Genomic DNA, 24,579 nt, shown 5'->3' with positions numbered 1-24,579 from the left:
TGATAAAAAAGAGCATCAGAGGGATAGTATGGACCGGGTAAAACAGCAGATTCACTACTGGTGTGAAGATACAAGTTCCGGAACATATCTGGGAGGCGGGGTGACGGCAGCAGTGCTGGACACCGGCCTTTCGCTTCATCCGGATTTTCGGGGAAGGGTAGCCGCATTTCTTGATATGACCGGAAAAGGGAAGGATCCCAGGGTTCCCTACGATGACAGCGGTCACGGAACGCATGTGGCGGGAATCCTTCTGGGGGACGGACGCATGTCCGGTGGCAGGTTTGCAGGGATCGCGCCGCGGGCCGGGATCGTGGCATTAAAAGTGCTGGATGAGAAGGGCGAGGGGAAGATCGAAGATATCTTAAGAGGGATCGACTGGGTACGGAGCCATGCAAAAGAGTACGGGATCCGGGTGGCCAATCTGTCCGTTGGCGCAAAGGAAGGTCTGGGAGAAGAAAAAGAACAAAGGCTTCTGGAAGCAGTGGAGACATTGTGGGACGAGGGACTGGTGGTCACGGTGTCCGCAGGGAATCAGGGCCCCCGGGAAGGGACGGTAGCAGTTCCTGGCACCAGCCGTAAAGTCATTACCGTAGGCGCCCTCAAGATGGAGTCCGTGCCTCTGGAATGTTCCGGCAGAGGCCCGACCAGAGACTGCGTGGTAAAGCCGGATCTTCTGGCGCCCGGATATCTGATCCACTCCTGCCGGAACAGATATGGGAAACGGTGGGGGTACTACACGGCAAAAAGCGGAACTTCGATGGCCGCTCCGGTGGTCTGCGGCGCGGCGGCTCTTTATCTGTGCAAATACCCGCGGGCCACCAATCTGGAGGTAAAGCTTAGGCTGATGCAGACGGCAGGAACCCGGCAGAGAGGGAAGAAAGCGCAGGACAGCTGTGGCGATGAGGAACGGCTGCTGGATGTGGAGGCGTTTTTACACTGACTGCACAGATGGCAGGAAAGACAGATCCGCAGGGGAATCTGCACAGAAATCCGTATGGGTGTCAAGAAAAAATGCTTGACACCCGGCTTTTTTTCCTGTATGATAGCACAGGTGATAACAGTGAATGAAATATTAGAGCAGGCATTACTCTTTGATTTTTATGGAGAACTCCTGACCGAACACCAGAAAGAGATCTACGGACAGTTTCTTCTGGAGGATCTGTCTCTGGGAGAGATCGCAAGAGAGGCCGGCATCAGCCGTCAGGGCGTACACGACCTGATCCGGCGGTGCAGCCAGACGCTGGCAGGATACGAAGAAAAACTGCATCTGGTGGAGCGTTTTTTGAAGATCAAAAAAAAGGTCCGGCAGATCGAAGAGCTGCTGGAAGAGGAGCAGGGGTCCTGCAGGATTTCCGGAGAGATCCGGCCGATCCTGAAGGAGATATTAGAGGAGTTATAAGATGGCATTTGACAGTCTGACCGAAAAACTTCAGAATATATTTAAAAACTTAAGAAGCAAAGGACGGCTTACCGAAGACGACGTCAGGGAAGCAATGAAAGAGATCAAGCGCGCGCTTCTGGCAGCGGACGTCAACTTCAAAGTAGTGAAGGACTTCATTAAGAGCGTCCAGGAGCGGGCCATCGGACAGGACGTGATGAACGGACTCAATCCGGGACAGATGGTGATCAAGATCGTCAACGAAGAACTGGTCCGCCTGATGGGCTCTGAGACAACGGAGATTGAACTGCAGCCGGGAAGCGCCATCACCGTGATCATGATGGCAGGTCTTCAGGGAGCCGGTAAGACCACGACCACTGCCAAGCTTGCAGGAAAGTACAAGCTGAAGGGCAAGAAGCCGCTCCTGGTTGCCTGCGATGTCTATCGCCCCGCGGCGATCAGGCAGCTGCAGATCAATGCGGAAAAGCAGGGGGTGGAGGTATTCTCCATGGGAGAGAATAACAAACCCGCCAATATCGCAAAGGCTGCCCTGGAGCATGCGAAGAAAAACGGCAACCACATTGTGATCCTGGATACCGCCGGACGTCTCCACATTGACGAAGACATGATGGGAGAGCTTCAGGAGATCAAGGAAGCAGTGACGGTGCACCAGACTATCCTGGTGATCGATGCCATGACCGGACAGGACGCCGTCAATGTGGCAAAGGAATTTAATGAAAAGATCGGCATCGATGGTGTGATCATCACCAAGCTGGATGGCGACACCAGAGGCGGCGCGGCCCTTTCTGTAAAGGCAGTGACCGGCAAACCGATCTTCTATGCGGGCATGGGAGAAAAACTCTCAGATCTGGAGCAGTTCCATCCGGACCGGATGGCGTCCCGGATCCTTGGCATGGGAGACGTGCTCTCCCTGATCGAAAAGGCAGAAGCCGAGATTGATGAGCAGAAAGCCAGGGAAATGACCCAGAAGCTGAAAAAAGCACAGTTTGATTTTGACGATTACCTGGAGACCATGAAGCAGATGCGTAGCATGGGAGGCCTGGGAAATATCATGAGTATGATGCCCGGGCTTGGCGGACTTGGCGGCAGGAAGATGAAGAATCTGGACGATGAACAGACCGCCCAGGCAGAAAAAGGGCTGGCCCGGATGGAGGCCATGATCTATTCCATGACCCCGGAAGAGAGAAGGGATCCGGATCTTCTCAATCCGTCCAGAAAGCACAGGATCGCCAAAGGCGCCGGGGTGGACATCAGCGAAGTCAACCGGATGGTAAAGCAGTTCTCGGAGATGCGTAAGCTGATGAAGACCTTTACCAAAGGCGGAAAAAGAGGAAGACTTCGATTTCCGTTTTAACTTACGGTATATCGCGCAAGACGCGTTATATAGATCAAAATATTTAAAATTTCTTTTATGGAGGTAAGAACAATGGCAGTAAAAATCAGATTAAGAAGAATGGGACAGAAGAAGGCTCCTTTCTATAGAATCATCGTGGCTGATTCCAGATCACCCAGAGACGGAAAGTTCATCGATGAGATCGGAACCTACGATCCCAACTGTGAGCCAAGCGCCATCAGAGTAGACGAGGAGGCAGCTAAGAAGTGGCTTGCAAACGGTGCACAGCCGACAGAGACCGTCAGCAAAATCTTTAAAGTGGCAGGTATTGAGAAATAAAGCATGCTTTGGAGGTGCACACGATGAAAGAGTTAGTAGAAGTGATCACAAAGGCACTGGTAGACGATCCGGACAGCGTAGTGGTAACTGAGCGGGAGGAAAAAAGGACAACGATCCTGGAGATCAAGGTCGCGGATTCCGATATGGGAAAAGTGATCGGTAAACAGGGACGTATCGCAAAGGCTATCCGCCAGGTTGTAAAAGCGGCCGCTGCGAAAGAGGATAAGAAAGTCATCGTAGACATTATGGATTAGCAAAGTGGGAACGCCCGCTTTGCACAGGGCAGACACCGGAATATGGGTCTGCCTTATTTGTACCGGCGGCGGGCCGGATGCCGGGATGTCCCGGGGTCCCGGATGCCTTTGCCACCGGGAGAGATCTTCTGAGATTTTTCGGTGATCAGAAAAGAAACAGATGGAGAGAGACATGGAAGAGTTATTACAGGTAGGAGTCGTCACCCAGACCCACGGGATCCGCGGAGAAGTGAAGGTATTCCCGACAACGGACGACGCCGGCAGGTTCCGGGATCTTAAGAGAGTACTTCTGGATACAGGCAGGGAGAAACGCCCCCTGGAGATCCAGAGCGTAAAATATTTCAAACAGTTCGTCATCCTGAAATTCAAGGGGATTGACAACATCAATGAAGTGGAGCGTTTTCGCAGGTGCCCGCTGCTGGTTCCAAGAGAAGACGCTGTTGCTCTGGAAGAAGATGAGTATTTTATTGCAGATATGATCGGCATGCAGGTGGAAACTGAGGATGGAGAAGTGTTCGGGACACTTAGGGACGTGATGCAGACAGGGGCCAACGACGTCTATGTGATCGACAGCATTTCCCATGGCGAGGTGCTGCTGCCGGCAATCAGGGAGTGCGTCCGCAGGGTGGATGTGGAAGAAGGGAAAATGACCGTCCGGCTGATGGATGGGCTGTTATAGGAGTGGCAAAGATGAATTTTTATATTATGACACTGTTTCCGGAAATGGTAATGGAGGGGCTCCATACCAGTATCATCGGACGGGCGGTAAACAACGGCCTTCTGAAGATCGAGGCGGTAAATATCCGGGATTACGCATTTAACAAGCACAACAGTGTAGATGATTATCCCTACGGCGGCGGAGCCGGGATGTTGATGCAGGCAGAGCCGGTGTATCAGTGCTGCCATGCGCTGGAGGAGCGGATCGGGAAAAAGCCGCGGGTGATCTATCTCTCTCCCCAGGGAAAAACTTTTCACCAGGGGATGGCAGAAGAGTTTGCAAAAGAAGAGGATCTGGTCTTTCTCTGTGGCCACTATGAGGGAATCGATGAACGGGTGCTGGAGGAAGTGGTTACGGATTATGTGTCCATCGGCGACTATGTGCTGACCGGAGGAGAACTGCCGGCCATGATCATGGTAGACGCCATTTCCCGCCTGGTGCCGGGAGTGCTGCACAATGATGTGTCTGCGGAGTTTGAAAGCTTTCAGGATCATCTGCTGGAATATCCCCAGTATTCCAGGCCGGAAGTATGGCATGACAAACGGGTGCCGGAAGTGCTCCTGTCCGGGCATCACGCCAATATTGAAAAATGGCGCCGGGAGCAGTCGGTGATCCGCACGGCAAAAAACCGGCCCGATCTTTTGGAAAAAGCAGAGCTTACAAAGGAAGAACGGATACTGGCAGAAGAAATCCTAAGGGATGCAGAAGCCATGAAGGATGCAGAAGCCTGAAATCAGATAGTAGTACCATAAAAGAAGACTGTCGAAATGCCGAATGGCATTTCCGGCAGTCTTTTTTTGTCTCTTATGCGACCCGCCCCAGGCGGAGAATCCTGCAAAGCAGGATTCTTTCTTGTATGATATAGAAAAAAGCAATCATACTAAAGAGAAAAAAGACACAGGAGGCACAGATAATGGAGAAAGGCAGAAATAAATATCCGGATTACAGGATGGAAGATTTTAGAGAATATCTGTTGGAAAGAGAGAATGCACCTGCGACGATCGAGAAGTATTTGCGGGACGTCAAAACTTTTCTGGCATTTTCCGGAAAGAAGAGGGAGATTACCAAGGAAGGACTGATCGGATATAAGCAGTGGCTGATGGAACATTATGCCGTAAGCAGCGCCAACTCTATGCTGGCGGCCCTCAACCAGTATCTGGTATTTGTCGGAGAGGGGCGGCTAAGACTTAAGAGAATCCCGGTGCAGCGCATGGATATCCGGTATATGGAACGCATGTTAAAGAAAGAAGAATTTCAGCGTATGGTAAGGGCGGCAAGGAAGATGGAACGGGAAGATATCGCGATGATCATGGAGACTTTGTGCGCCACCGGACTTAGGGTCAGTGAACTGAAATGTGTCCGTGTGGAGAATCTGAAAAACGGACTGGTAAAAGTGTGGAACAAGGGAAAGTGCCGCCTGGTGATCCTGCCTGCGATCCTGAAAAAGAAGCTGCTGGTATATGTGAGCAGGCGGAAGATCCGTTCCGGGATCATCTTCTGCACCCGGTCCGGAAAGGCAAAAGACCGGTCCAATATCTGGCGTGAGATGAAGAAGGCCGCGGATGCGGCAGGCGTCAGTTCGCAGAAAGTATTTCCACACAATCTCAGGCATCTGTTTGCGAGAACCTTTTATAAGGAGACCAAGAATCTGATCAATCTGGCGGATATTCTGGGGCACAGCAGTCTGGAGACCACCAGGATCTATGCCTCTGACGGTCTGGAAGAATGGAAGAAAAATATAGAAAAAATCCGCCTGCTTCCGGCAACATAACGATAATTATGTTGTAGATAGCGGCGGCAAAGAGGTAAATCTGGTTATTCTTTATAATTTTAATATACATAAGAAGAAATGTCAATCATTACGGAATCCCGGCAAGTCTTCCGGAATCCCGGCAAGTCTTCCGGATTCCGGATAAGGTTCAGATACGGGCTTTTTCAGGCGGCGGATGCCCTGCTCCGCCGGTTCGTATTCTTTTTCTGATGCGCGCATCAGTCTTTTCTTTTCCAAAATTCCCCGAAAATAAAGACTTTATGAAGTATTACAACATAATTATCGTTATGCGGTAGATGGCGGCAGGCAAACAGACGAAAGGAAACCGAAGAACAGTAAAGGAAGATGCTGCATGCCAAAGAAAAACAGTCTGATCGGACAAAGGTTCGGGCTGCTGACCGTAGTAGAAGAGACCGGTGAGCGGCAGGACAACTACCGTGTCTGGCGTTGCAGATGCGACTGCGGAGGAGAGATCCTTGCCAGTACCAGGCGGCTGAAAAACGGGATCGTGACCAATTGCGGATGCGTCAGAAAAAAGAGCGCCCACAGAGGGAATGTGGCGGAAGATCTGACCGGCCGGGTATTCGGCTATCTGACAGTGATCCGCCGGGCGCCAAACAAGGGAGGCCGTACCTGCTGGCTCTGCCGCTGCGAATGTGGAAAGGAAAAGCTGGCCACCAGCAGAGATCTGAAAGCAGGAAAAGTAAAAAGCTGCGGATGCCATACCTATGACCGCAAAAGCAACCGGGTGGACCTGACCGGGAGACGGTTCGGACGGCTGACAGCGATCGAGCCTACCGACAGAAGAGACGCCAAAGACTCTGTGTACTGGCGGTGCAGATGTGACTGCGGCAGGGAGACAGAGGTGACAGAAAACGCTCTGGTTCAGGGCAATTCCTTAAGCTGCGGATGCCTGAAAGAAGAAAATCAGAAAAAAATATCCCAAAGACTTCACAGGATCGACGGCACATGTGTGGAAATCCTGGAAAAACGCAAATACAGAAGAGACAATACCAGTGGATTTCGAGGGGTGCTGAAACTGACAAACGGGCGCTACCGGGCGGACATTAATTTTAAAGGCAAACGGTTTTACCTGGGGACGTATCCGGATTATAAGGAGGCGGTAAACGCCAGACTGGAGGCGGAAGAGATCATCCATAACGGATTTCTGGAAGCTTACTACCAGTGGAAGAAAAAGGCAGATATGGATCCGAAGTGGAGGGAAAGCCATCCTCTGATCTACGAAGTAGAGAAAAAAGACGGACGGCTGGTTGTGAACAGAGAATAGAGAATAGCAGTAGTGGTACTGACAAATACCACGGATCAAAAAAGGGAAGAAAAGGAGAGATGAATATGAAAAAAGGGAGAATGTGGTCGAGAATCCTGGCGGTTCTCCTGGCGTCTGTGATGCTCCTGACCAATCAGGGCGTGGTAATGGCGTCAGAAGTGGTCTCGGATTCTGTGATGCAAGAATCCGAAAATCCGGATCCTGATACGGGAACGTACAGCGTCACGGAAGAAGAAGAGACAAATGGAGGATCTGAACAGACGTCACAGTCTGATGGACAGACGAGCGTGTCGGAGCAGAGCCAGACGAAGGCTGATACGCAGGAACAGGCGCAGAGTCAGCAGGATCCGTCCCAGACGGATGCTGCGAAACAGAGCCGGACGAGTCAGCCAGAGGAGAGTGCGTCCCTGCAGAGCGTGCAGCCGACGGTACAGCCCAATGGGGTAAGGATTGGGGAAGACAGCGGAGCAGTTTTTACTTCCGTGGCAGAGATGGCAGAAGCCTATTACGGGGAAAATGCGTCCAATCCGCAGACAGCAGGCAGCGTTACCATCAGCTCTTCGCATACCGGAACGACAGTGATGGCCGGGGATGAACTTCAGTTTACCCTGGCTTATACGATGAATCCGGCTCCTCTTTATAACTATGGCGAGCAGACGAAGCCGCTGTTTGACACCTATGACAATACGACGATCCGTTTTCGTCTGCCTGAGGGGATGAGCCTTGTAGATGAAGAACATATCGTAGGAGCGAAAGCTTCCTATGATAAGGATACCGGAGAATGGGTCTTTACCCTGGACAATACGTCTATTGACGCCAGTGCATCCAGCACCGGATCATTTAGCATCCGCGTGGTTGTAGATGGAAATGGCGCGCTTGAAGTCGGAAAGCAGTTTGTTTTTGATATTCAGGACAATCTGTCTATGACAACGCAGTTTTCTGTTTATGATAAGACGGACAGTGCAAATCCTGTCAAGGTGAAGGATTATACACAGACTAAGCCGACGGTTACGCAAAGCCTTCCTACCTTGACGTCTACAAGTCCGGATCAGTGGGGACTGGAAAAAACACATGAAAGCAATCAGGTTTCAGACGATAAGAAGACAGTTACCGTACACTGGACCCTGGCGTTTGGCCTTCGCACGGCGGACGGGGAGATGGTAACCAATGAGGCTTCTTATTATCAGGCACACGGGCGGGCGCCCTTTGCCGGCAAAATGACGCTTTCCGAAACGCTGGCTGTGGGAGGAAAGGATGACCTTACGCCAACATCGGTTAAGATTACAGAGAAATTTGGAGATCAGAAGACCTACACGGTCGCAAACGGCGGCAGCGTACAGGTGGATACAGATACCTGCGGCGCTCACAGTGTGTCCGGGATCGATGCGAATGCTCCATATTATTCGTCCTATGATGTAGAAGTTGTGTATGATTACCAGGAGTTTATCACTAAATATTCAGAGACAAATGGGGATCAGCTCACGGTAGAAAATACAGCTCAGGCAACGTATCAGCTGAAAGGCGCGCAGTCGCCAGTGACCGTTTCAGATACGGCGCAGACCAAAATCGGCGAGACGATCCAGCCGGCGATCCTTACGATAGAAAAGCGGATCGAAGATTATGACGGCAACGGCACCCGGCCTTATGCAGAGGGGACAACCTGGGATCCGGTATCCGGACCTGCAGAATTTAAGGTTACAACCAAAGATGGAAAACCGGCTGATCTTTATACAAAGAACCAGGATGGATCTTATACGAAACTTACAGGCAACACAGTGTCGATCGACCCGTCTAAGGCGGGAGAGGATGGATCCGTGACCGTTTACCTGGATGCGGGAGACTATCAGGTAGAGGAAACAAAAGCGCCTGAAAATACAACGCTTCAGACAGAGGCACAGGAAGTATCTCTGAAAGAAGAAGTGGAAGAGACGGTTACTTTTACAAATAAAGAAACCCTGGGAGGCGTTCAGCTCCACAAGGTAGGACACCGGGATAATGCCACGTCTGATCTTAAGGGGGCCAAATTCGGGATCTATTCCGATCAGGACTGTCAGACACTGGTAGACCAGGGGGAGACCAATACCAGTGGAATGCTTACATTTGACCGCCTGAAGCCGGGGAACTATTATGTTAAAGAGACAGAAGCGCCGAAAGGGTATCTTCTGGATCCAGAGGTTTATCCGGTGACCGTGAAGCCAAATGAGGTCAATACAGACCTTGTTGAGGAAGCGATTGTCAACGAATATAACCTGGCACACTTACGTCTCCAGAAAACCTATCAATGGTTTTCCTCCGGAGAGGCACGTCCGGTTAATGAGTCAAATTATCAGGAATTTGCCAGGTGCTTTACGCTGCAGCAAAGTACGGACAAAAAGGTATGGACCGATGTGTCTGACGCACAGAACATGAGCCTTACAGTAGCGGGTACTACTTACGCAACGGATCTGCCGGTTTATCAGGTAAGTGAGGACGGCACCAGGATAGCGATCTGGTACCGGTACCGGGAGGTGCTGCCGGAGAACTGGCATGGGGAAGATGAAATACAGGAGGGCACGGACCGCGTCCTTTATTCTGAACCAGTCACGCTGGAGGATGTCATCGGCAATTCCAGTGCGTCGCCCAAAGACGTAACCATGTTAAACAGCCGAAACGGAGATCTGGAACTGACCAAAGAATATGTAAGGGTCAATCCTGCGGGATCCCAGACCACGGAGTCTGCAAAGAAAGGAGAGGCCACGTTTGACCTCTATCAGCAGGTGGAAGAGGAGAGTACCTTTACCCATTATGGTACTTATACAACGGATGACTCCGGCAGGCTTCAGGCTTCCAATCTTCCGGGAGAAAAAGACGGCAAGATCATCAATTACTATTGGGTAGAAGTTCCGAAGAGCGGAAGTGATCATCTCCTGGAAACAGAGGGACAACAGGGAAGTAAGGCCCAGGTGACCACCATTACTCTGGCTGGCGGCGAACAGAGACAGGCGGTCGGCCCCTTCTATTTCCGGCCCAAAACAACCAATGAAGAAGTCAGCATTTCACAGGATGTCACGGTCCGGAACGTGGAACAGAAAGTGCCGGTCCGGATTAAAAAGCTCAATACATTAACGAACAGCTGGATGGCGGGGGCAAAGATCACCATTTATCGCGTGGACGAAGATGGAACCGAAACTCCTGTGACAGGATATGAAGATGTAGAGATTCCAAACGCCGGGTATCTGGCGATCCTGGAGGCAGGCTATCAGTATGTGGTAAAAGAAACCGGTGTTCCCGCTCACTTTACCTGCGTGAACGGACCGATCGCCATTGATCTGACCAATGCGAAAGTGACCGGAAACGGGGTGAAGGAACAGGGACCATTTACGGTTCAGAACAAGCCGGATCCTTCTGTGACCATCGACAAGATTCTGGTGAAAGCAGACGGCAGCAGGTCGGATCTGAAAGGCACCGGGTTTGAAGTGTATCAAAAGAACGAGAATCAGTTTACGCCTGTCACCGATCCGGAAGGGAAGACATTGATCCTGGAAGCGGGAGATACGCTGTATCTGGACGCCGGAACCGATTACTATCTCCATGAAGTGGTGACGGATCAGATGCAGGTGCTGGATCCGGATAAGTATCCGCAGATTTATCAGAAGCTGCATCCAGACTCTGTGGTCAGCGGAGACAAATTCTTCTTTGGCCCCTATGAGGTGAAGGACCAGCAGGAACTTCAGGATCTGGGAGAGATTACCAATGTATCCAGCCTTGGCGGCCTGGAAGTGACAAAGACAGATCGAAGCGGCACAGCTCTTAAGGGCGCCGGGCTAGAGGTATACTATGAGGACGCGCAGGGACAGGAACATATTGTCGGAACCGGTACTACACCGGAGAACGGCAAACTGACCTTTAAAGATCTGCCGATCTATGAAGCAGATGGGACCACGAAGCGGGTGTATCACATCCGTGAGACCCAGGCGCCGGACGGATACTACGGAACCTCTGCGGAACTGACGACTACTCTGAATCCGCAGACAATCGTAACCAAAGTAAACGGAGAAGAGAACGGCGCGCCGCTTACACTGGAAAATCACAGATATCAGACTTTTACCGTGAATAAGGTCTACTATAATGTGTGGGAATATGCCTTTACCAAAGAAGAGATTCCGCTGGAAGGAACCACCATTGCCCTGTATAAAAAAGGAGACGACGAGAACTATCACTGGGTAGAAAATCAGGTAACAGACAGTCTGGGCCAGATAGTGTTTGAAAATCTGACCGATGAAGAGGGAGACGAGTATGTGGCTGTGGAGGTGGATATTCCACAGACGGCGAAGGATCAGTACGTTTATCCCCAGGGGAATAAAGAATACCTTCCGGATCCTGCCGGAAATGAGTCTGTAAAGATCCTGTCAGCGACAGAGCTTGAGAAGTATAACTATGCGGTTATGAACGAGGAGAATCAGGGAAAACTCACCAATGAGATCGGATGGACCCAGCTTCGGATCGATAAATATATGATGCGAAGAGAAGATCCGGAAGATGAGGATTCTCCTGAGACTGTAAATACGCCGGCCAACTACTGTCAGTTCCAGCTGTATCAGCAGATCGTTGATATACCGGAAGGCCAGACAGACGTTACGCTTACTTTTGACGCGGAGAACTGCACCCTGATCGGCGAATACAGCAGCGGCACCTTTGTCGGCACGGACGGAGAACCGGTGGATGGAAAATTTGCCACAGACATCCTGGATGTGGCGGACAACATTGTCTACTGGCTGGTAGAGACGCAGGCGGGACCAGGCGCGCAGATCATGCCGGAGAACAATTACATTCTCTTTACCAGAGCAAAGGGCGCCGTGACATACCACAACAATTCCCAGAATGGGGTATCTACAAGGGTGGAGAAATATCCGGATAACAAGTACGACGAGTATGACGTTGAGAATGAGGCAGTGTACGGGCCGGGACAGGATTATTATGCTTCCGTCCGCCTGCAGAAGTGGGCAGGGTCCTATTCGGAAGACGGAGACAAACAGAAGGATCGCTATGAACCACTTGGCAATGCCAGCTATGAACTCTGGGTTGTGAACGAGTCCGGAGATCTGCTGGAGAAAGTGGATGATATCACCGTGGGTCTGGAGAGCGATCTGGAAACCGGAGAAATGTCAGCCATGGGCATGTCCAGGGCTCTGCGGTACGGGAAGCCTGGAAGTGGAGAAGGCTTTGACAAATACAACACTGAGGAATGGGAAGCCGCAGGCAATGACGATGACATTGTCTGGAAGGATCCGGACAGCGACTGCTATTATGTAAGAATGGCCCTGCGGGAAAGCTATGTGCCTTATGGCTACCAGATTGATGCGGCGGCGCATTATATGATCGTGCGTTTTACGCCTACCGGAGAGGGTATGACTTATAATGACGCCTACTTTGTAACAGAGGCTGAGGCGAAGGATATCCCTCTGGCGGATGAGCAGACAGAGATCCAGTGGCCGGGAAGATTCACCCTGGACGGCAAAACCACTGAGTACGAAGAAACCGGGGAAAATCTGTACCGTCTGGTGAACTGGCCGCTTACCAATTTCTCTGTGACAGTGCAGAAATACGGCTATGAGCCGGGGGCAGACGCGCCCTTTAACCGGACGGCGGATCAGCTGGACGCCTGGTTTGAATCCGGGCACACCGGAAGAGTTCCCCTGGAAGGGGTAACCATGAAGCTGCAGCGCTATGACGGCGGTACGGGCGGCAGCAAGACCTGGAAAGATTATGACTATGAAAAAGAGACCTGGGGGACCAGAACCTTTCAGACCAACGGGGCGGGAGCTTTTACTTTCCCCAAGGGACTGGATATCGGTCAGTACCGGATCGTGGAGACCGCTATGCCGAAAGGTTCCGATTATGAGATCCTTTATGACGGAAAGTCTGTCAGCGGCGGGACCGGGGAGGAATCCCTGGCGTACCGGTATTTCCGGGTAAGTTCGGAAAGTCTGGTCATCTCTATGTACAATCCGGAGAAAATCTCACTGTCACTTGAGAAGCAGGATATGGGAGGCAATCCGGCAAAGGCAGAATTTACTCTGACAAAGCCCGGGGCAAAAGAGCCTTCCTACAAATCATCCACCGGAGCTTCCGGAGAAGCGGTATTTTCTCATATTGATTCGGGTACCTGGTATCTTGGCGAGAGCAGCAACGAACAGGACGCAAGCTATTTCAAAAAATATATGGCGGAAGTCTACCCGCAGCTGAAAGATTTCGTTGATGAAACCAAAGGAATTTCCTTTGGCTATACCAAAAACGCCAATTCAGCCCTTGGAGACGTTGTGGTCTCAGACGTACTGGATCTGAAAGATTATCAGGTCACGGATGCTTTGCTCATCCGGAATCCGGATCTTACTTCTCTGGAAATCCAGAAACTGGACGCAGAAACAAACGAACTTCTGACAGGCGCTACTTTTGAAGTGTATTACCAGGCGTTTGATACGTTTGGCGGCACCCATACGGTGCGGGATATGACAGACAGCGCAAACCGTACCCCGATCGGACAGTACAACACCACGAACGGCAAGATCACGCTTACCGGTCTGAAGCCGGGGGTTTACTACCTTGTGGAAACCAGTGCGCCAGGCGGGTATGAACTGGCAGAAGATAAAGATCAGGTGATCGCCCTAAAAGGCGGCATGGAGATACAGGTATCCGGGGCAGAACATGTCTTTACCGGAGACGGGGATGCTTTGGTTACCTTTAAAGATCAGAAGCTGACTTCCATTGAAGTGAGCAAAATCATAGATACCGGTGACTTTACAAAGGGGCCGGATAGCTATCAGGCCGTTTTCCGGCTGTATGACAGCCTGACAGGAACCACGCCGGTAAATACTGCGACGGCATCAAAGGATACGAAAGCTACCTTTACCGGTCTTCGTAAGGGGCATACTTATTATCTGGAAGAACAGGCAGACAGCGAGTATGTACTGCAGTCGGTTAAAGCGGACAGAGCAGAAGTAGAGCGAGAGGAGAACGGCCGTTATGCCATCACTCCAATCACCGGGCAGTCCGCTGTACAGGTGGAGGTGACCAACACCTGGCTTTATGCCCAGGTAACGGTTCTGAAGGTAGATGGAAATACCGGGGAGCCTCTGACGGACGCAGCATTTGTTCTGGAGGAGAAAGGGCAGGACGCACAGGGACAGCCCACATGGAATGTGGTGGGAGATGACCGCGCGACCTGGACCAAAGGCAATGACGGAACGTATACGGTAACCGTCCGCCTGAACGGAAGCAGCCCGGCTGATTACCGGATCCGTGAAGATCTGGCGCCCGCCGGGTATCTGGCGGATCAGACCCCGATAGAAGTCACACTTGAGCCGGGAGATGTAAAAACGTATGATGCAGACGGCTGGCAGGCAGAGGATTCCGATGACGAGCTGCGAGGCAAGCTGATCGTCCCCAATTATAACGGAGTTACGATCAAGATCCAGAAATATGGCAATATGCACGGATCTGCTTCTTTGCCGGAGCAAAGCAATGTGACCTTCCGCATGTATACCTATGATGAAGAGAACATGGAGTGGAGGCATATGGATTCGCAGAAAACAGAAAAGGATGGAATCGCCACATTTACGGTGGCGGCGAATCATCAGTATGCGGTTTCTGAGGAAACTGTGCCGGGAGGCTATGCAGGGCTGGACGGGATATGGACGCCGACAGGAAGTGAGATCACAGATACCATCCAGGCAGATGGCCAGGTCTTATATCCGCTGAGCAGCCAGGATCTGCAGGTTGGAAAGACTTATACTTACTATGCTTACAATACGCCGCTGGTAGAACTGGAAGTGCAGAAAAAGGACGCAAACAGCGGAACCGAACTGGTGCCAAAGGCCCGGGTATCCGTTTATGAAGTGCCCGATGGAACCGGTACCGATCTGACCCGGGAAGAGGTCAATGCTCTGAAAGTTCCGGAAAAACTGGTAGATACAGTAGAGACGACCAAAGAAGGAACCGGATATTCTTATATGGACGGAATCCTGGTTGTTCCGGGCAGGACGTATCTGGTAGTGGAAGATGCGGTAACCGGCACGTCCGGGTATGATACCATGATCCTGGATGACCGCCGGGTAGTATGGTATCAGGTTGTGAAGATCCCGGAAGGAACGACAAAACAAAAAACCGTTACTCTGGAAAATGTTCTCGGAACGGCAGCAGTGTCGGTAGACAAGTCGAGTTACAGCCAGTCTTCGGAGGAGAGTCTGTACGAGCAGGGATCCCAGATTGTATACACGCTGAATCCGGAGGTGAACAACACATATGCGCTGGAAGGCTTTACTCTGACAGATACCGGGCTTAAGGCTTATCACGGCACAGGAGGCACTCCGACGGAACTGGACTATGACCGGTATCTGAAAGACCAGTATACCATCCGGCAGGTCCGCCTGGGGCAGGCCGGCCATGAGACCGGATATTATGAAGCGGCCGATGGTCACGCAGAGGCAGGAGTCATCCGCGCGAAAGTAACTTTTATTGATTTTGAAGGAGGGGAACATCCGACAGATCCGGTTATCGTATCCTCCGGAGAACAGGTAGTTTCCGCGCCCGCAGCTGGAGGCGTGAAATACGCTCAGGTAAAGGTGGAATATGAGTCGGAAGGATTGAAAAATCTGACCGGTTATGCACTGGGACAGCAGTTTGATCCGGGAACCGTACAGGTGACTGTAGAACTGGATCAACAGGAGGGAGGCCCGGGCGGACAGTCTGTGGACCGTGTCGAGAATACCGCAAAGGCCCAGATCACCTATCGTCCTTGGAACAGCACCGGATCGAAGGAAGCGGAAGTTACCAAAACCGCAGAAGATACTGCGGCCAACAGTTTCGGGCAGCAGGAAGTGCCGAATGTATCGGTAGAAAAAGTAGCGGATAAAACAACGGTAGATCTGAACAATGGAACGGTGAATTATACCCTGAAGCTTACCAATGAGTCTGCAGGTGAAGAAGGAATGGAAAACCCGATCCTGATCGATCTTCTGCCGGAAGGCGTGATCGTGGATGAGGATTCGACATACTTTGAGATTACAGGAGCAAATCCATCCGGGCTGACAGTGGATCAGGATACGGTAATGCCGGTAGTGGAGACCAATGCTGTTGTGCTGAATTTGAAAGGAGTCCTCGCAGCGGGAGACTCGGTACAGGTAACGATCCATGCAACTGTTACCAACGCGGCGGTAAGTTATGGGACCCAGCTTCCCAACTATGTGTTTGCCACCAGTGATGAGCCGGGAATAGAGAGTGATGAAAATCCCAACGCAGCGTCCTTTAAGGACAGCACCGGCGAATGGGCGAAAAGCCTGACCAGTGTGGCCGCATCCCTTCAGGTGGACACAGAAAAAGCAAGCGCTCTGAAGGATGCCCTTGGCGATGGACCGGGAGGTCTGGGAAATTACGGATATATCGGCGCGCTGGCAGAGATCGGATGGGTCAGCAGTTCCCAGATGACTCTGGTAAAGGAAAATAAAGGAGACCGCGACAGCAGTTACAGCGCCAGCCGTCTGGCACAGGCAACCAACGGAGGGACCATTGATTATCGCCTGACCGTGAACAATACTTCCAGTCAGGACAACCGTCTGAATCTGACCGTGATGGATCTGCTTCCCCAGGAAGGAGACCTCTTAAGCGGCGGGACGGAGCGGTTCAGCGCCTGGCCGGCGTATCTGACCGGGGAGATCCATGTGACCCTGGGAGGAACAGCGCTTAGTTCGGATCAGTACCAGGTATATTATTACACGGGAGAGATCCCGGCTGCGGGAAGCGGGTTCTTTGACGCTGTCAAAGAGGCGCAGGACGGTTGTCCGCGGGGCTGGACAGAACAGCGGCCAGGGAATACAACAGCTGTGAAAGCATTTATCGTGGCAGTGGAAAAAGACCAGATCCTGAAGACCAGCGAAAGTCTGGTGGTAGAATATCAGACACAGGTAACAGATGAAGAAGGAAATAAGTATACCGCAGATGAGATGGAAGAGATTTCTTACCGGAACGCGGTCAATAATTTCCAGTGTTATTATGACAGTTATCCGACGACAGGGTCAGCAGACCAGGCCACTTCCGCAGACCAGGCGCTGGAGTCAAACAGTGTATCTGCAACCATCGTACCCAATCCGGTGAAGGTGGGCGGACATGTCTGGATCGACGCGGACGGCAACGGAAAGAAAGACGGGGAGACCATCGCGGATTATACGGAGTATGACATTGTAAAAGATATGCTGGCTAAGATTGAGATCCGGCTCTACATCTATCGGAATAAGACGCCGGGTATGACGACAACGCCCTATGGCACTCCGGTCCAGTATAATCAGAACAATGATGCGAAGTGGTATGAGACAGCAAATTTCGTCTTTGATAATCTGGACGCCGGACTTATGACCGTGGATGATCCGGATACCGCGTATGAGAACGGAGAACTGCAGGTACAGCACCTGAAAGGAGATGAACCAAGAACGTATATCATTTCCGCGGCTCTGCCTGGTAACCTGGCCGGGAAATTCAGCGTGACAAAGATGCTTGGAAGCAAGATGTCACGGGAGCCGGGACAGATCCCGGAGAATGAGCAAAACGACAGCAACTTTACTTATTATAAAAACAGCGGGCGAAATCTGTCGGAGAGATTCTATCTGTGGGCAACCGATGTAAGTCAGGCAGACAACTGGGATAATACAAAAGACGTAGGACTGGTGCTTTACCGCGACCTTGAGATTACAAAGCAGTCGGCAGATCTGGAGGCAGATCCGGTAGACGGAGCAACGTTTAAGATCTATGGCCCGTTTGAGGAGGGCGAGGGAAGCAAGGCGGATCTTAAGGATCTTGAGCCGGTATATGAAGGCAGTACCAAAAACGGCAAGATCAGCGTATCGGATCTTCTCTGGTTCCGGGAGTATGTGATTGTCGAGGATACGGCGGCTTCCGGTTATAAACTGGAGGGCGCACAGGCTGACGGAAGTGAGAACCTTGAGAAACTCGGCAAGGGAAAATGGCTTCTGAAAGTTCCGGATACGAAGAGTATGGTCCGGACAGAGGAAGTAACGATCACCAATATCCGGGAGACAGAAGTTACGCTTCAGGCATCCAAGACTCTCAACGGCGAGGCTCCTGAAAATGGCCAGTTCCAGTTTGAACTGCTGGCAGATGACGGAGTGACGGTGCTGCAAAGCCAGGTGGCCAATGATGCAAAGGGTCAGGTGACCTTTGCTCCGGAAACGATTCAGGGCGCAGGCACCCATACCTTCTATATCAAAGAGACCATTCCGGCAGACGCGGCATCCAGTGGCAATCAGAAAGATGGAGTTACTTATGACGATACCAGCTACCGGGTGGTTGTGACTGCGGCATGGAAGGCCGATAAACAAAAACTGGAAGTAACAGACATTCAGTATTTTGCTGACAATGCCCAGACGGAAGATCCGCAGGGAGCAGTCTTTACGAATACTTACCAGGCAAAAGGCTCCTGGACACCGGAGGGGGTTAAGGTTCTGACCGGACGTGACTGGACGGCAACAGACGCTTTTACCTTCCAGGTAACAGAAAACATAGGCGGAACATCCAGGGTGGTTTCTACAGGAACTGCCAAAGGGCCGGATGTGGACGGCGACGGAAAAGTTGCCATCACCTTTACGCCGGTTAATTATACGCTGGAGAATGAAGGTACGCACACCTATACCATTACGGAAGTAAACGGAGGGGACCGGAAAAATGGAATCAACTATGACGACGAGTCCTATACCGTTGCCGTAGAGGTAGAGGATCAGGGCGACGGATCGATGACGGCGACGGCAGATTCTGCCACCTATCCGGCGGGCGGCGTGACATTTACAAATGACTATGAGCCTGATCCGGTGAAATATGCGCCGAAGGCAGAAAAGACCCTGACAGGACAGCCGGTACCGGATGGGGTGAACAAAGACTTTGCCTTTACGCTGGAGGCGGACCCGGATAATCCCGAGGGAGCCAGCCTGCCTGCCGAAACATCGCTGACAATTTCCATCGGTGATAAGAAGGATGACACGGCGGCGACAGCAGAAAAAGCCTTTGGACAGATTACGTTTACCAGGGGCGGCACCTACCGGTTTACGATCCGGGAGACTTCCGGAAACGAAACGTATTATACTTATGACCAGGCAGTGTGGACACTGACGATTACCGTAAGGGACGACGGACTGGGCAATCTTTCCATTGCGCCGGCAGATGTTGCCTATGAAAGCAATGCGGCCGGTACGTCTGCAAACCGGGAAGAGGCGAGATTTACCAACGAGTATCAGCCAGAGCCTGTCAAAGACCGTCTGACCGTGTCCAAGACAGTAACGGGTCAGGAACTGCCGGCAGATGCAGCCTATCAGACCTTTACGTTCACACAGAGCATGTCGGATGCAGGGGTGTCTGGCGTGACCATGCCGGCGGACAATGAGGTTACGGTAACGGTGGATCAGACCGGGGAGGCAAAGACAGCTTCCTTTGAGGAGATTACTTTTACCCGGGCGGGCACCTATGTATTTGACATCACTGAAGAGACCGGAAGCCTGCCGAATGGATACGATCAGGAGCGGGTGCCGGTAAGAAGGGCCCAGGTTGTGGTGACGGATGAAGACGGAACCCTGAAGGTAGACAGTATCATTTATTACCTGACGGATCCGCAAAATCCGGACAAGACGCAGAACGCATCTGATTTTACGAATTACTATGACACCGAAGAGACCGGATATGCGCCCAAAGTAACGAAGACGCTGACTGGAGATACACCGCCCGGAGATAAGACCTTTACGTTTGAACTGGCGCCGGATGATAAGAATCCTGCGGGAGCAGTTCTTCCACAGGAGCTCCGGACGCAGATCATTTATCATAACCGGGTGGGGAGTGCGGAAGCTTCCTTTGACGCTATCACCTTTGAAAAGGCAGGAATCTATTCCTTTACCATTACAGAGGTGAAAGGACAGGACGGCGACGGATATACATATGACGAGACAGAGTGGACGCTGACGGTTGAGGTAGAAGATGTGGGCGGAAAACTCCAGGTAAAGAGTTCTTCCTATGAAAAGGATGGGGAGCCTGTACAAGGAGTGTCTGCAGCTGCATTTTCCAATACCTATAAGGTGAAGCCGACCGACTATACGCCTGCAGTCAGCAAGGCTGTGACAGGAGCGATGCGTCCGGCAGATCAGACCTATACATTTGAACTGACGCCTGACGCACAGAATCCGGCGGGCGGCGCATCCATTGAGAAAAACGATACTACGGCGGTCATTACCGTTTCAAAGGATACGGCGGCCGGTACGGAAGTAAGACCGGATGAAGACGGCTTTGGCAAGATCCGGTTTGAAAAGGCGGGTACCTATGTGTTTGCGATCCGGGAGACCATCCCGCAGGCAGCAGCCGAAAACGGCAACCAGCTTTACGGTGTGACGTATGACGACAGCGACGTGATCCTGACCGTGGTTGTGAAGGATGAGAACAGCCAGCTGCATGTGGAAAGCACAACTTATCAGAAAGCAGACGGATCCGGCAATCAGACGGAAGCAAAGTTTGTTAATGAGTATCGTGTAACGCCTGTGGAATTTACACCGGATATCCGTAAGGCCATGACAGGAGATGACAGGCCGAAGGACGAAACCTTTACCTTTGTCCTGACAGCGGATCAGAACAATCCCAAAGACGGAGCTACCTTTACGGACGGCCAGGCCACGGTCACCGTACCGGCAGGCCAGGCGGCCCAGGGCAGTCTGACGGCGCCTACAGGAGACCCGTTTGGAAAGATTACCTTTACCAAAGCAGGAACGTATCGGTTTACGATTACAGAGGAAAGCGGGGGAGCCGGAGGGTACACCTATGACGATCCCTGGACGCTGACGGTAGTGGTGACAGATGAGAAGGGACAGCTGACGGTAGACAGGGAGCAGACAAAGTACGAGCAGACCGGAGATACGGACCAGAAGGACTATGCGCTCTTTACCAATGATTATGAGACGGATCCGGCGGTCTATACACCGCAGATGAAGAAGACGGTAGAGGGCAATGTGCCGGACGGAAAGGATCAGACCTTCCGGTTTGAGATGAAGCTTACCGGGGCGGATCATGCAGACGCTGTCCGCATCGGCGGTGAAGCGGGAGAGATCCTGACCGGGGACGAAGTGCTGGAGACCCAAGTAACCGGAAGCGGTAAGGGAGCCTTTGAGGAACTGACCTTTGAAAAGGCCGGCGCCTATATCTTCCAGATCCGCGAGGTCAACGATGGCAGGACGGGATATACCTATGACGGCCATACCTGGGAGCTGACTGTGGAGATCACAGATGAAGGCGGCCAGCTGGCAGTTGCCGGCACCTCTTATGTACAAAGCGGCGAGAACGGTGCGGTAAGTGAGACCCAGGCAGAGTTTACCAATGAGTACAGACCGGCCCAGACCACTTATGCGCCGAAGGTGGAGAAGACCGTGACCGGTGATCCGGTTCCGGAAGACCAGACCTTCACCTTTATCCTGACCCCGGATGGAGACAATCCGGAAGGGGCGTCGCTGGCAGAGGCTGCGACAGAGGAAGTGACCGTGACCGGAGAGGGAAGCGCTTCCTTTGCGGAGATTACTTTTACCCAGGCGGGCACCTATCATTTCGCCATTGCGGAAGAAGCAGGCAGCGAACCGGGATATACCTATGACGGGGCTGTCTGGGATCTGGAGATTGTGGTGGAAGATGAGGACGGAGTCCTTGTTGTGACTGGCCATACCTATACGAAGACCGGAGAAAACGGAGCCGGCGAGAGCGGTAAAGACGCGGCAGCGTTTACTAATACCTACGAGACGGCGCCTACCGGTTATGTGCCGGCGGTAAAGAAGACTGTCACCGGCGACGTGCCGGAAGGCCGGGAGGCAGAGTTTACCTTCCGCCTGACGGCAAGAGAGGATAATCCGGAGGGAGCCGTGCTGCCAGAGGAAACGGAAGCAACCGTGACCGGAAGCGGCGAAGCGGACTTTGGAGAGATCCGGTTTGAAAAAGCCGGCGTCTACCGGTTTGACATCACAGAAGTGAATGACCGGATAAGCGGCTACCAGTATGACGGAAGCGTATGGACGCTGACCGTAACGGTAGCGGATGAAGGCGGAGCGCTTCGGGTAGATCCAGAGGAGACCGGTTATGTAAAAGAAGATGGAACCGGGGCGGAAAAGGCTGCTTTCGAGAATCATTACGAGCCAAAAGAAGCAGTTTATACACCAAGAGTAGAAAAACATCTGACCGGAGACGCTGCGCCGGCAAAAGAGACGTTCACCTTTAGTCTTAAGGCTGACAGCGAGAATCCAAATGGAGCGGTTCCCGTCGGCACCACCGCCACTGTAGAGGGAGCGGGACAGACAGCATTTGCGCCCATTACCTTTACCAAAGCCGGGACGTACCGGTTCGACATCCGGGAAACAGACGGAAAGGCAGACGGATATACCTATGATGAACATGTCTGGAGACTGACCGTAGAAGTGGCAGATGAGGACGGCGCCCTTGTGATCAAAGATGTGAAATATGAAGAGCAGGGCGGCGACGGCATCCGTGAAGAAGCGGCGGCATTTACCAACGATTATCAGACGGATCCGGCGGTTTATACACCGCAGGTGAAGAAGACGGTAGAGGGCAATGTGCCGGACGGAAAGGATCAGACCTTCCGGTTTGAGATGAAGCTTACCGGGGCGGATCATGCAGACGCTGTCCGCATTGGCGGTGAAGCGGGAGAGATCCTGACCGGGGACGAAGTGCTGGAGACCCAGGTGACCGGAAGCGGTAAGGGAGCCTTTGAGGAACTGACCTTTGAAAAGGCCGGCGACTATACCTTCCAGATCCGCGAGGTCAACGATGGCAGAACAGGATATACCTATGACGGCCATACCTGGGAGCTGACTGTGGAGATCACAGATGAGGGCGGCCAGCTGGCAGTTTCGAGAACCTCTTATGTACAAAGCGGCGAGAACGGTGCGGTAAGTGAGATCCAGGCAGAGTTTACCAATGAGTACAGACCGGTCCAGACCGCTTACGCGCCGAAGGTGGAGAAGACCGTGACCGGTGATCCGGTTCCGGAAGACCAGACCTTTACCTTTATCCTGACCCCGGATGGAGACAATCCGGAAGGGGCGTCGCTGGCAGAGGCTGCGACAGATGAAGTGACTGTGACCGGAGAGGGAAGCGCTTCCTTTGCGGAGATTACCTTTACCCAGGCGGGCACCTATCATTTCGCCATTGCAGAAGAAGCAGGCAGCGAACCGGGATATACCTATGACGGAGCTGTCTGGGATCTGGAGATTGTGGTGGAAGATGAGGACGGAGTCCTTGCCGTGACCGGTCATACCTATACGAAGACCGGAGAAGGCGGAGCCGGCGAGAGCGGTAAAGACGCGGCGGCGTTTACCAATACTTACGAGACGGCGCCTACCGGTTATGTGCCGGTGGTAAAGAAGACCGTCACCGGCGACGTACCGGAAGGCCGGGAGGCAGAGTTTACCTTCCACCTGACGGCAAGAGAGGATAATCCGGAGGGAGCCGTGCTGCCAGAGGAAACGGAAGCAACCGTGACCGGAAGCGGCGAAGCGGACTTTGGAGAGATCCGGTTTGAAAAGGCCGGTGTCTACCGGTTTGACATCACAGAAGTGAATGACCGGATAAGCGGCTACCAGTATGACGGAAGCGTATGGACACTGACCGTAACGGTAGCGGATGAAGGCGGAATGCTTCGGGTAGATCCGGAGGAGACCGGTTATACGAGAGACGACGGAGCTTCGCTGGATGTGGCGGCATTTGTGAACCACTACGAGACCGATGCGGTTGTCTATACGCCGAAGGTGAAGAAGCATATCAGCGGGGACATCCCGGCAGAAAAGGTATGGTTTACCTTTACCATGACTGCTCTTGAGGACAATCCCAAAGGAGCGGTTATCGGCAATACGACCGCCAGCGTAGAGGGAGCAGGGCAGACCGCATTTGAGCCGATCACCTTTACCAAAGCAGGAACGTACCGGTTTGACATCCGGGAAACAGACGGAAAGGCAGCCGGATATACCTACGATGAACATGTATGGAGACTGACGGTAGTGGTGGAAGATGAAGGCGGAGCCCTTGCCGTGCGGGATGTGGCCTACGAGATGCTTGGAACCTTTAGGAGCAATGCGGATGCCGCGGAGTTTACCAATGACTACCGTGGCGGAGACGGAGGCGGCGTGACGCCGAGAGGCGACCGGCCGACTGGCGGATCTGTGAAGACCGGCGACGCGTCGGATCTTCCGGGAGCCCTGGCGGGACTTGGCACATCTGCACTGTTTATTCTGATCCTCCTGTATTACAGCAGAAGGAGACAACGATAGCAGGATCGGGCAATTTTGTATAAAACTGTGATAAGGGATGCGGGCGGTAAAACGCCCGCATCTCTTTTGCGCTATCTGCTTTTTGAAGCCTGATTTTTGTTTTTTCGGTTCTGTGCAGCGATGAAAAGATGCTGTCAT

11 protein-coding genes are annotated in these 24,579 nt (G+C 52.3%); 10 read left to right on the top strand and 1 reads right to left on the bottom strand.

Annotated elements, in window-relative coordinates:
- The first annotated feature begins 28 nt into the window (after window positions 1-28).
- The 8 genes from ABGT54_RS09070 (at window position 29) to ABGT54_RS09035 (ending at window position 5,814) form a co-directional block, all read left to right on the top strand.
- Window positions 29-940, top strand: a complete 912-nt coding sequence (locus tag ABGT54_RS09070; protein ID WP_346663797.1) for a S8 family peptidase — start codon at window positions 29-31, stop codon at window positions 938-940.
- Between the two features lie 99 nt (window positions 941-1,039).
- Entirely contained in the window at window positions 1,040-1,399 is a 360-nt protein-coding gene (ylxM, locus tag ABGT54_RS09065; RefSeq protein ID WP_346663796.1) for a YlxM family DNA-binding protein, read from the top strand.
- A gap of 1 nt (window position 1,400) precedes the next feature.
- A complete protein-coding gene (gene ffh / locus ABGT54_RS09060) occupies window positions 1,401-2,753 on the top strand; it encodes a signal recognition particle protein (RefSeq protein WP_346663795.1) in 1,353 nt (450 codons plus the stop codon).
- 72 nt (window positions 2,754-2,825) lie between these two features.
- On the top strand, window positions 2,826-3,071 hold the full coding sequence (rpsP, locus tag ABGT54_RS09055) for a 30S ribosomal protein S16 (RefSeq protein WP_346663794.1): 246 nt from the start codon (window positions 2,826-2,828) through the stop codon (window positions 3,069-3,071).
- A 23-nt stretch (window positions 3,072-3,094) separates the two neighbouring features.
- Entirely contained in the window at window positions 3,095-3,325 is a 231-nt protein-coding gene (locus tag ABGT54_RS09050; RefSeq protein ID WP_346663793.1) for a KH domain-containing protein, read from the top strand.
- A 172-nt stretch (window positions 3,326-3,497) separates the two neighbouring features.
- Window positions 3,498-4,004: a ribosome maturation factor RimM gene (gene rimM / locus ABGT54_RS09045; protein ID WP_346663792.1), complete on the top strand. Its 507-nt coding sequence runs from the start codon at window positions 3,498-3,500 to the stop codon at window positions 4,002-4,004.
- Window positions 4,005-4,015: 11 nt separating this feature from the next.
- Window positions 4,016-4,774, top strand: coding sequence for a tRNA (guanosine(37)-N1)-methyltransferase TrmD (gene trmD / locus ABGT54_RS09040; protein ID WP_346663791.1), 759 nt, complete (start codon window positions 4,016-4,018; stop codon window positions 4,772-4,774).
- Window positions 4,775-4,956: 182 nt separating this feature from the next.
- Window positions 4,957-5,814 (top strand): tyrosine-type recombinase/integrase, encoded by an 858-nt coding sequence (locus ABGT54_RS09035; RefSeq protein WP_346663790.1) that lies wholly within the window; start codon window positions 4,957-4,959, stop codon window positions 5,812-5,814.
- 81 nt (window positions 5,815-5,895) lie between these two features.
- On the opposite strand, the gene ABGT54_RS09030 is transcribed toward ABGT54_RS09035, so the two are convergent.
- Window positions 5,896-6,033 (bottom strand): hypothetical protein, encoded by a 138-nt coding sequence (locus ABGT54_RS09030; protein WP_346663789.1) that lies wholly within the window; start codon window positions 6,031-6,033, stop codon window positions 5,896-5,898.
- A gap of 133 nt (window positions 6,034-6,166) precedes the next feature.
- Here ABGT54_RS09030 and ABGT54_RS09025 point away from each other — a divergent pair, with 133 nt between their 5' ends.
- Complete coding sequence (locus ABGT54_RS09025; protein WP_346663788.1) at window positions 6,167-7,102, top strand: transcriptional regulator; 936 nt, start codon at window positions 6,167-6,169, stop codon at window positions 7,100-7,102.
- 65 nt (window positions 7,103-7,167) lie between these two features.
- Window positions 7,168-24,441, top strand: a complete 17,274-nt coding sequence (locus tag ABGT54_RS09020; protein WP_346663787.1) for an FctA domain-containing protein — start codon at window positions 7,168-7,170, stop codon at window positions 24,439-24,441.
- Window positions 24,442-24,579 lie beyond the last annotated feature (138 nt).

The sequence above is a fragment of the uncultured Merdimonas sp. genome, from assembly GCF_963929015.1.
In the GTDB taxonomy this organism is placed as follows: domain Bacteria; phylum Bacillota; class Clostridia; order Lachnospirales; family Lachnospiraceae; genus Merdimonas.
Note: the sequence above shows the minus strand (reverse complement) of the source record. Positions and strands in the feature narration are given on the sequence as shown.